Source organism: Longimicrobium sp., assembly GCF_036280135.1.
GTDB lineage: Bacteria > Gemmatimonadota > Gemmatimonadetes > Longimicrobiales > Longimicrobiaceae > Longimicrobium.
In genome coordinates, this window is sequence record NZ_DASURI010000606.1 from 1 (window position 1) to 9,909 (window position 9,909).

11 protein-coding genes are annotated in these 9,909 nt (G+C 70.4%); 10 read left to right on the plus strand and 1 reads right to left on the minus strand.

All coding sequences use genetic code 11. The features are described from left to right. Positions 1–135 precede the first annotated feature (135 nt). The 5 genes from VFZ20_RS19570 to VFZ20_RS19590 all read left to right on the plus strand — a co-directional run bounded on the left by VFZ20_RS19570 (position 136) and on the right by VFZ20_RS19590 (position 5,071). Positions 136–897, plus strand: coding sequence for a class I SAM-dependent methyltransferase (locus VFZ20_RS19570; RefSeq protein ID WP_329685620.1), 762 nt, complete (start codon positions 136–138; stop codon positions 895–897). A gap of 376 nt (positions 898–1,273) precedes the next feature. After that, entirely contained in the window at positions 1,274–1,918 is a 645-nt protein-coding gene (locus tag VFZ20_RS19575; protein ID WP_329685621.1) for a hypothetical protein, read from the plus strand. Further along, positions 1,918–2,499, plus strand: a complete 582-nt coding sequence (locus tag VFZ20_RS19580; RefSeq protein ID WP_329685622.1) for an RES family NAD+ phosphorylase — start codon at positions 1,918–1,920, stop codon at positions 2,497–2,499. The genes VFZ20_RS19575 and VFZ20_RS19580 overlap by 1 nt, the downstream gene beginning before the upstream one ends. A gap of 291 nt (positions 2,500–2,790) precedes the next feature. Beyond that, the gene (locus VFZ20_RS19585) at positions 2,791–3,918 is read left to right on the plus strand and encodes a copper oxidase (RefSeq protein WP_329685623.1); all 1,128 of its coding nucleotides are present in this window, start codon (positions 2,791–2,793) and stop codon (positions 3,916–3,918) included. 205 nt (positions 3,919–4,123) lie between these two features. Continuing rightward, the gene (locus VFZ20_RS19590; RefSeq protein WP_329685624.1) at positions 4,124–5,071 is read left to right on the plus strand and encodes a universal stress protein; all 948 of its coding nucleotides are present in this window, start codon (positions 4,124–4,126) and stop codon (positions 5,069–5,071) included. 313 nt (positions 5,072–5,384) lie between these two features. Here the strand turns inward: VFZ20_RS19590 and VFZ20_RS19595 are convergent, their stop codons facing one another. After that, complete coding sequence (locus VFZ20_RS19595; RefSeq protein WP_329685625.1) at positions 5,385–5,912, minus strand: phosphoribosyltransferase; 528 nt, start codon at positions 5,910–5,912, stop codon at positions 5,385–5,387. A 170-nt stretch (positions 5,913–6,082) separates the two neighbouring features. Here VFZ20_RS19595 and VFZ20_RS19600 point away from each other — a divergent pair, with 170 nt between their 5' ends. From VFZ20_RS19600 to VFZ20_RS19620, 5 genes are all read left to right on the plus strand, one after another. Continuing rightward, positions 6,083–6,520 (plus strand): hypothetical protein, encoded by a 438-nt coding sequence (locus VFZ20_RS19600; RefSeq protein WP_329685626.1) that lies wholly within the window; start codon positions 6,083–6,085, stop codon positions 6,518–6,520. Positions 6,521–6,610: 90 nt separating this feature from the next. Next, a complete protein-coding gene (locus VFZ20_RS19605) occupies positions 6,611–6,931 on the plus strand; it encodes a type II toxin-antitoxin system PrlF family antitoxin (RefSeq protein WP_329685627.1) in 321 nt (106 codons plus the stop codon). A gap of 84 nt (positions 6,932–7,015) precedes the next feature. Next, a complete protein-coding gene (locus VFZ20_RS19610) occupies positions 7,016–7,507 on the plus strand; it encodes a type II toxin-antitoxin system YhaV family toxin (RefSeq protein ID WP_329685630.1) in 492 nt (163 codons plus the stop codon). A 104-nt stretch (positions 7,508–7,611) separates the two neighbouring features. Beyond that, positions 7,612–8,238: a TetR/AcrR family transcriptional regulator gene (locus VFZ20_RS19615; protein WP_329685628.1), complete on the plus strand. Its 627-nt coding sequence runs from the start codon at positions 7,612–7,614 to the stop codon at positions 8,236–8,238. Between the two features lie 125 nt (positions 8,239–8,363). Continuing rightward, complete coding sequence (locus tag VFZ20_RS19620; protein WP_329685629.1) at positions 8,364–9,740, plus strand: TolC family protein; 1,377 nt, start codon at positions 8,364–8,366, stop codon at positions 9,738–9,740. Positions 9,741–9,909: the final 169 nt, after the last annotated feature.

Sequence of the window (9,909 nt, forward strand, 5' to 3'; positions counted from 1 at the left end):
GGCGCTCTTTGGCGGCGTGCATTTTCTCCTCATCGGCAACCCCGTGCCGTACCTGGTGGGGGTGATGGCGATGCTCGCGGCGTTCGTCGTCGTCCCCATCCGCGACTAGACGTTTCCCCTCCACGACACGCCCCGATGCCCAGTGCCGACGCCACCACGCGGTTTTCCGACCGGGTGCGCAACTACGTGCTGTACCGCCCCGGCTATCCGTCCGCCGTGCTGGACGTGCTGCGCCAGGAGACGGGGCTGGCGCCGTCGCACGCGATCGCGGACGTGGGATCGGGGACGGGGATCTCGGCGCGCCTGTTCCTCGACGCAGGCAACACGGTCCACGCCGTGGAGCCCAATGCCGACATGCGCGCCGCCGCGGAGGCCGCGCTGGGGGGCGATCCGCGCTTTCACAGCGTGGCCGGCGCGGCGGAGGCGACGACGCTGCCGGACGCGAGCGTGGACTACGTGGTGGCGGCGCAGGCGTACCACTGGTTCGATCCGCCGGCCGTCCGCCGCGAGTGGCTGCGCATCCTGCGGCCCGGCGGATGGATGGTGCTGCTGTGGAACGCGCGGCGCACGGACACCACGCCGTTCCTGCGTGGATACGAGGCGCTGCTGCACGCGCACGGCACCGACTACGCGTCCGTGAACCACGAGAACGTTACGCCGGAGCGCATTGCCCAGGCGCTGGGCGCGGACTTTGGCCGGCGCGACGTGCCCAGCGAGCAGGTGTTCGACTACGAGGGATTGAAGGGGCGCCTGCTCTCCTCGTCCTACGCGCCCAACGAAGGCCATCCCGGCCACAAACCGATGCTGGAGGCGCTGGAGCGGCTGTTCCGCGAGCACGCGGAAAACGGGAACGTGCGATTCGAATACGACACGCAGATCTACTGGGGCCGCGGCTGAGGCCCATACCGCTCCGGACGCGACACCCGCGTCCGCCCCGAATGGCACAACGGAAGGACGGATCGATGCCGAAAACGGCGCCGATCCGTCCTTTTGTTCGCACCTGTCCCCAACGTAGCGCACCGGCTGTGACGGCGGCGTAAATGCCGCTTTCCACAGGTACTTATGTCGGCTGGGGTGCCTGTTGACAACGGCGTTCATGTTGTACATTCTCCAGCTACCAAGATGGGCATCGGCGTCCTTCCCGCTCGCGGGCGCGGCGGCCTTTCCTGGCAGATCGTCACCGCAAATCCGCGGCGCTTGTTCGTGGGGCCGTGCTTGTGTACCTTTCACCTGTAGGGGAGATATGGGATTCGCACAAGCGAAAGGTTGGATCATGCCGATCCGCAATTCCGCCGGGACCGCGAGCCCGGGCGCGACGGAGAAAAGAGCCACCGCGCCGCGGACGGAAGGGGGCGACGTTCGCGATTCGCTCGTGGGGCGCGTGGACCGCTGGCTGCGGCAGTTCCTGGACCGCATGAGCGACGCCGAGGTGCTGCGCATCATCGAGGCGCAGTCCCCCGCCGAGACCATGGCCGAGATCCTGGCCGCCGTCCCCGAGCGCGCCGCCGCCGACAGCGACTGGGCCGAGCTCCTGCTGCGCGGCGCGCGGGCCAAGAACCAGGTCGCGGAGCTCGTGGGCGGGCTGCTCACCTCGTCGCAGGCGGCGGCGGTGCTGGGCATCACCGTTCCCGGCGTCAAGCTGCGCATGGACCGCCACAAGCTGCTGGCGGTGCCCCTGCCCGGGGGCCAGTGGGGGTTCCCCGCGTTCCAGTTTGCCCGCGACGGCCGGGTCCGCGAGGGCGTGCCCGAGGTCACTCGGGCCGGCGCGCGCGTCGACGCGTGGGCGCTGCTCTCCATCCTTGTCGACGACGTGCGGGACGACCGGGGCGGGCTGCTGCTGGAGCGGCTTGACGAGCCGGCAGTCCTCGCCGACGTCCTGCATCGGCTGGCCACGTACGGGGAGCACGTCGCGGCCTGATGCCCATCCACCTGCCGAAGGACCCGCCTCTCGTGGAGGTGCCGACGTCGCAGGTGCTCTGGCGCGTGCATTTCCTGGCATACGGTCCGGTGTGGTTCGGGCCCGCGCCGGGAGATGCGCCCCGCGGCCGGTTCGACGCACCCGGCGGGGAGTTCGGCGTGTGCTACTTCGGTTCGTCGCTCGGGGTGGCGCTGCTGGAGACGCTCGTGCGCGGGCGTAAGGTGCCCATTATCCCCCGGGCCGAGCTGGAGCTTCGCGGCGTGTCCGCCGTGGAGGTGAAGGCGCCGCTCCGGATGCTTCAGGTGGAAGGCAAGGGGCTGCCGGGGTTCGGCATCAGCGCGCACGAGGTGTGCGGCGACGACTGCGCGCCCTGCCGGGACCTCGCGCTGCGCGCGTACCGGGCGATGCCGGACGTGGACGGGATCCAGTACCGGTCGCGCTGGGACACGAGCGAGCTGTGCTGGGCCGTCTTCGACCGCGCGCGGGACCGGCTGGGCGACGTGCTCGGAACGCAGCGGCTGGACGACCCGGCCGTCGTGCGGCCCGCGCTTCTCCCGTATCGGCACGTCGGGGTTCTGTAGTCCCGCCGCACTCCTGCGCGTCGGTTCCCCGGCGCATCTCCGGTTCCGCCGCCGTCGCGGATCGGCCCTTCATCGGCCGTAGGGGATCTTCCCCACACGGCGGTGCGGGGGCGCGGTGGCTTCCCCCGCGAGAAGTATCCGCTGCTCCCCGGCGGGGGCATCGGTGCCCTGCCGACAGAGTGGGGTGCCCTGCTCCAGTAGGTTATTCGCGTCGCCCGGACAACACGGCCGGGCGGCGCCGCGGCGACGGATCGCCGGGCGCAGCGGATACCATCGGGAGCAGACACAGCCATGACCGCGCAGAACGACACGCAGACTGAAACGGTCCAGCCCTCGCGGCGGGACTTCCTTCGCTTTTCGGCCCTCGGCCTGGCCGTGCCGCTCGCGGGGGCGGCGGTGGCGGCCTGCAGCCCCGGTGGCAAGGCCGATGCGGGCGCGGCCAAGGCGTCCAACGATCCGCAGACCACGCAGCCGGGCAACGCCGCGCACGACAGCAACCACACGGGCGGCACCATGGGCGCGCATCCCAGGACGCCCCAGGAGGTCCGCGCCGCGGCCGACGCCATGGACGCGCACCACGAGGCGGGCATCAAGGCGTTCCCCGCCAAGACCGAGGGCAAGGGCAACCAGCTCATGCAGCCCCGCATGGAGAACGGGGTCAAGGTCTACGAGCTCACCGCCGCGCCCATGCAGTGGGAGACGGAGCCCGGCAAGCGCGTGGAGGCGTTCGCCTACAACGGCCAGGTGCCCGGTCCGCAGATCCGCGTACGGGAAGGCGACCGCGTGCGCATCGTCGTCCGAAACAACCTGGAGCAGTCCACGGCCGTGCACTTTCATGGCGTGGAGGTGCCCACCGACCAGGACGGCGTGCCGTTCATCACGCAGCCGCCCATCAAGCCGGGCGAGACGTACACCTACGAGTTCACGGCGCCCAACCCCGGCTCGCACATGTACCACTCGCACCACAACTCGGCGGAGCAGGTGGGCAAGGGGCTGCTGGGCGCGTTCATCATCGAGCCGCGGCAGAAGCGCGCCATCGAGAACGTGGACGTGGACTACGTGATGATCATCAACGACGGCAGCCACGGCTACACCATCAACGGCAAGGGCTTTCCCGCCACGGAGCCCATCGTGGCCAAGCTGGGGCAAAAGGTGCGCATCCGCTTCATGAACGAGGGGATGATGATTCACCCCATGCACCTGCACGGCATGCACTTTACCGTCATCGACAAGGACGGGTGGCCGCAGCCGCAGCCGTGGAAGTGCGACACGCTCAACGTGGCGCCGGGCGAGCGCTGGGACGTGATCGTCAACTGCAACAACCCCGGCGTATGGGCCTTTCACTGCCACATCCTCCCCCACGCGGAGGCGCCCAGCGGCATGTTCGGCATGGTCACGGCGCTCATCGTCGAGAAGTAATCGCCGCCTTGGCCGGCGCGATCGGGCCCGTCCCTCTCCGGGGGCGGGCCCGATCGCGCTTCACCCCACGGGAGATGGGGAACGATCCCCACACGCCCGCGTGCCTTGCCCGATCCGCGCCTTCGGCCGCTGGCCGTACCCTTCATCCAGGGCCGGAGATCCGCGTGATCCGCCGGCCGATCCCCTGGAATGGATCGAAAGCACCATGAGCACCCTGCGCACCCTGGTGGCCGGCGTGGCCACGCTGGATCCCCGCGACCCCGTGCTGGCGCCCGCCCTGCGGCTGGCCGAGCGCGCGGGCGCGGAACTGCACCTGGTGCACGCGTACGCGCCCGATCCCGAGGTGCTGTCGCGCTACGCGCACCAGGGCTACACGGGCGCGGACCCCGGCAGGCTGTACGACGATGCCGTGCAGGCGCGGCTGGAGGGCGAGGCATACGCGCCTTCCCGCGATGCCCGCGTCGTCTGCCACGCGCGCGCGGGCCGGCCGGAGGCGGTGCTGCCGGCGCTCGCGGCGGAAGTGGAGGCGGACGCGCTGCTGCTGGCGCCCACGCGCCGGGGCCGCATTGCCGGCGCGCTGCTGGGGACCACGGCGGAGCACCTGCTGCGGACTGCGGCCCTGCCGGTGCTGGTGCTGCACGGAGAGCCCGCGTTTCACCGCGTGCTGCTGACGACGGACCTGTCGGACGCGTCCATCCCCGCGCACGAGCGGGGGCTGGCGATGGCGTGCGCCCTGGCCGCGGGGCCGCACCCGGCGCTGCGCACGCTGCACGTGGTGCCGCCGGCGTCGCTGCTGCAGGCGGCGGACGCGGCGGACGACGACGTGAACGCGGCCATGCTGCGCCTGGCGGACTTCCTGCCCGCGCACGCGGTGGACGGGTGCGTGCCCGCGGCGTGCGTGCGATTCGGCGAGCCGGCGCCGGCCATCGTGCACGAGGCGCGCGCGTGGTCGGCGGACCTGCTGGTGCTGGGGACGCACGCGCGGCGCGGTGCCGCGCGGCTGCTGCTGGGCAGCGTGGCGGAATCCGTGCTGCGCCAGTCGCCGTGCAGCGTTCTCGTGGTGCCGGAGGCGCGCGCCGCGGCGGCGGGTGCAGTGGGCAGCGCGGTGGAGGTGGGCGAGATCCCCATCGTGGGCGAGCCCGCCACGGCGTGAGGCCCTCACCCCGCTCGTTCCTCGCGTCCCTCTCCCGCAAACTGCGCGGGAGAGGGGGTAGACTTCGAACGGGCCGTGGTGCGTGTCGCGGAGATTCGAGCGCGGGACGGTTTACCCCGAGCAGTTGAAGCCCCGCCGGGCGACGCGTGAGCGTCGTCGGCGGGGCTTTCCGCTGTCGTTGCGGCGGCTTCAGCCGCTCCGGCTGGGTAGCGGCGATCACGCACCCGAGCTCGTTGGAAGTATACACCCCCGCCCGCGCAGTTTGCGGGAGGGGGTGGACGAGCCTCGGCGAGGCCGGGGGAGGGCCCGCCGCTTACGCGTAGATGGGCGGCGTCACCAGGTCGTCGCCGTCGATGACCTCGCGGTCCCACGGAAAGACGATGAGCGCGTCCGTCTCCAGCGCGTGGTAGTCCGGGCGATATCCGCCGGGGCGCACGAAGCTCGTGGCCGTCCGCACCTCGGCCGGGCCCACCTCGCGCACGGCGGCCAGCGCCAGGCGCAGCGTGTCGCCGCTGGTGGTGATCTCGTCCACGATGAGCACGCGGCGGCCGCGCGCGGCCACGGGCGTGGGCGACAGCACGGCGGGCCGCGTGCGCACCACCTCGCCGCGCTCGCGGCGCGACACCTTCATGGCCTCGAAGTCCGTCTGCAGCATGGTGGCGACGGTGGCGGCCGGCATCACCCCCGCCGTCGCCAGGCCAATCACCAGGTCCGGCCGGTAGTCCTGCGCCACCCGCACGGCCAGCGCCCGGCACAGCTCCCCGAAGAGCTCCCACGACAGCTCGAACGTTCCCACGCCGCTCACGGCGGGCGACGGGTACAACGGCGCGACAGCGGGCATGGAACATCCCTCCGGAGGGGGCGGCGGACGCGTTGCGAAAAGGGGGACGTGCACGTTACAAGATCCGTTCCGGTCCTCCTAGCAAACATTTCGCGCGTGCGCACGTCGTCCTGGGGCGGATGGGCCTGGGCGGTAGCGGCGGATGAAGGGCGCGCGATAGAATGACCCGCATGGCCGACGACCTTCGCGCGCGCGCCGACGCGCGTTTCGAGCAGGCGCTCCAGCAGACGGGCGCCCGCGACCCGCGCAACTTCTTCCGCGACATGCTGCGCGACCTCAAGGCCGAGGACGCGGATGCGTTTCGCCGCGCGCTGCGGTACTTCGAGGAGACGCTCATCCCCGCCGTGGCGGACGACGGGTCCGACCCCGTGGCCGAGTGGCTGGAGTACGGCCGCGTGCTGGCCTCGCTGATGACGCCGGGCCGCACGGTGCAGGTGGACGCCGGCGGCCGTGCCCGCGACTACGCGCGCCCGGTGCCGCCGGACGCGCTGGTGCTGCACCTGCCCGCCAACGCCGCGCGCCCCGCGCTGGTGCTGGGCCTGCCCCCCAAGCTCTCCGCCCACCAGCGCGCCAGCTACGACCTGCTCGTCAAGCAGTCGCAGGGGTAGCGTCGAGGTCTTGGTTTATAATGCAAATGCATTATTTTGCTTGTAGCGCGTTCCACTTTCGACCGCGACGTCCATGATGCGAGGTGTCCAATGCTCGTAAGCAAGGTGACCAGCCGATCCCAGACGACGCTGCCCAACGGGGTCCGCAAGGCGCTCGGGATCAAGCCGGGGGAGGACGCTCTGGAATGGGAGATTCGGGGTGATGCGGCGGTTGCGCGACGCGCGAGCGTGGAGCACGAGGAAGAAGATCCCGCACTCGCTCCGTTCCTTCAGTTGCTGGAGCGCGATATCATCGAGCATCCTGAGCGGTTGAGCGGATTGCCGGAAAACCTGTATCGCAGGTGGATGGCTCTGACCGATGGCATGGAGGGAGATCCCGATGACCCGATCGAAGGGCCGGTCGCTCTCTGACCGTGGAAAGGACCGAGATGCCAAGTCCGCCCCGGAGCCTTCGGGTTCCGGGGCGGGTTTCTTTGTTACAGCCGGAGGAGGACGCTGCTCTTCCATCCGCTGTTGATCGACCAGCTGGAGCGTCTGGCTGCTGCGGCCGAGAAGGAGACGGCAAAACGCGCCCCCGGCGATCCAGAGGGTCCGAACACGAAGCTGTTGTTCGCCCTGCGGCGCTTGCTGTTCAAGGAGATCCCGGAAGACCCCTCGCGCCCGAAGTACCGGCAAGGCGGAACTCTGGGCGCGGAGCAGAAGCACTGGATGCGTGCCAAGTTCGGCAACGGACGCTTCCGCCTCTTCTTTCGTTATCACCAGGACGTTCGGCTGATTGTCATGACGTGGGTGAACGATTCCGAAACGCTTCGTACCTACGGCAGCAAGACCGATGCGTACGCCGTATTCAAGCGCATGCTCGATGGTGGAAATCCACCGAATGATTGGGATTCTCTTGTCCGGGATGCTTCGACGCCTGGGGCGCTGCAGCGGGCACAGACGATCAGTCCGGAGTCGCGCGACGAGGGGGCTGGACCGCGCGGGTAACCCGCGCTTCGATTGGCGAGGCGTTCCGGACCACGTCGCCCTTGACGACCGATGGGTGGGCGCGTATCATCTTGCTTAACGGTGTTAACTAGCTGATCGGAGTTATGGGGACCAAGGAGCGGCGGGAGCGGGAGCGTCAGGAGACGCGCGACAAGATCCTCGAGGCGGCGCGCGAGATGTTCGCCACCCAGGGGGTCGAGGCGACCACCATGCGTGCCATCGCCCAGCGCATCGAGTACACCCCGACGGCCATCTACCACCACTTCAAGGACAAGGACGCGCTCATCATCGAGCTGTGCCACGGCGACTTTCGCCAGCTGGGGCGCGAGTTCACGCGGATGGAGCGCATCGACGACCCCGTGGAGCGGCTGCGGCGCATCGGCATGGCGTACACGGAGTTCGCCATCGCCAACCCGCACCACTACCAGATCATGTTCATGACGCGCACGCCGGCGCACGTGCACGAGGAAGACAAGAACCCGGAAGAAGATGCGTACGGGTTCCTGCTGCAGACGGTGCAGGAAGGGATGGACGCCGGTCGCTTTCGCCCGGAGTACACGGACGCGCACGCGCTGGCGCAGATGACGTGGAGCAGCGTGCACGGCATCATCTCGCTGCAGATTGCCAAGTGCACGGACCCGTGGATCACTTGGCGCGACCTGCGGACGACGGCGCGGCAGATCGTCGACGCGCTCATCCGCGGCATCCTCCGCGAGGGCCAGCAGGGCTGACCCCCTGCCGTACCCGCGCGGAGGTTCTTTTCGCCTATCCACTTAACGTTGTTAAGCATTAGCACTTCGTCAGGTATTTCCACTGAGGTAGATGCAGGTCCACCCGGAACCCGGAGGTGAAGCCCATGCAGTCCCCTGAACGACCCCGAACGTGGTCCGCGCGGACGTACGCCGCCGCGCTTCCGCTCGTCCTTTTCCTGGCGGCGCCGCTGGGCGCGCAGTCCGCGGCCGACCCGCTGGGCGGCTACGTGCGGCAGGCCATCGACGCCAACCTGGGTCTGCGCCAGGAGCGCCTGGCCGCCGACCGCGCCGACGCCGCCGTCCGCGAGGCGCGCGGCCTCTATCTGCCGAGCCTGACGATGGACACGCGCTACTCGGAGATGCGCGGCGGCGTGAACATTGGCGACTTCGTGAACCCCGCGTACGGCGCGCTGAACGAGATCACGGGCACGGACCGCTTTCCCACCAACGTGGACGCGCGGCTGCCGCTGGCGCAGGAGACCAAGCTGCGCATTGCCCAGCCGCTCTTTCAGCCGGCCATCCGCGAGAACCACCGGCTGCAGCGCACCCTGCGCGACCTGCAGGGCCATGCCCTGGGCGCCGCCACCCGCCAGCTCGCCGCCGACGTGCAGACGGCCTACCTGGACTACGCGCGCTCCGTCCGCGTGGTGGAGCTGTACCGCGAGACGCTTCCCCTGCTGGACGAGAACCTTCGCGTAGCGGAGCGGCTCGTCACCCGCGGCACGGCCACGCCGGATGCCGTCCTGCGCGCCCGCGCCGAGCGCGGCGAGACGCAGCAGGCGCTGGACGAGGCCGAAGTCCGCAGCCAGGCGGCGCTGCGCCGCTTCAACCAGCTGCTGAACCGGGACCTGGACACGCCCGTGGAGGTGCTGCCGGACGACGCGCTGGCATTCGCGCTGTCGGTGGACGAGGAGACGGCCGTCCGCCGCGCGCTGGGCGGGCGCGAGGAGCTGCGCCAGGGCGACGCGGGAATCGCGGCGGCGCAGTCGCAGGCGCGCATGGCCGGCACCGCGTCGCTGCCGACGGTGTCGCTGGCGCTGGACTACGGCTTCCAGGGCGCGGACTACAGCTTCGGCGCGGACGACGACTTTGCCGTGGCCTCCGTGGTCGTCTCGTGGAACGCGTTCAACGGCGGGCAGACGGGCGCGCGGCGGGAGCAGGCGCGCATCGAGGCGGACCGCGCCCGCGCCGGCCGCGACCTGGCCGCGCAGCAGATCGAGCTGCAGGCGCGCACGGCCTTTCGCTCGGCCGAAGTCGCGCGCGGCGGCATTGCCACGGCGGAGGAGCGCCTGGCCGCCGCCCGGCGGACGTACGAGCTGGTCGAGCGACGCTACCAGGAGGGGATCGCGCCGCAGATCGAGCTCATCGACGCCCGCACGGCCTACACGCGCGCCGGGCTGAACCTGATCCTGACGCGATACGACTACGCCGCGCGCTGGGTGGAGCTGGAGCGAGCCGCCGCGCTACGGGAGCTGAACTGAACGGCAGTGCGAGAGTGCGAAAGTGCGAGAGTGCGAAAGTAACGGCAGACGCACTCGCGCTCGATCCGGGGTTCTCCCCTCTCCGCGAGGAACGAGCGGGGAGGAGCCGGGGGAGGGGCGGGCCGCTGCCGGCGCGAGTCATCCCCATCCCGCACGAGCAGTTACTTGG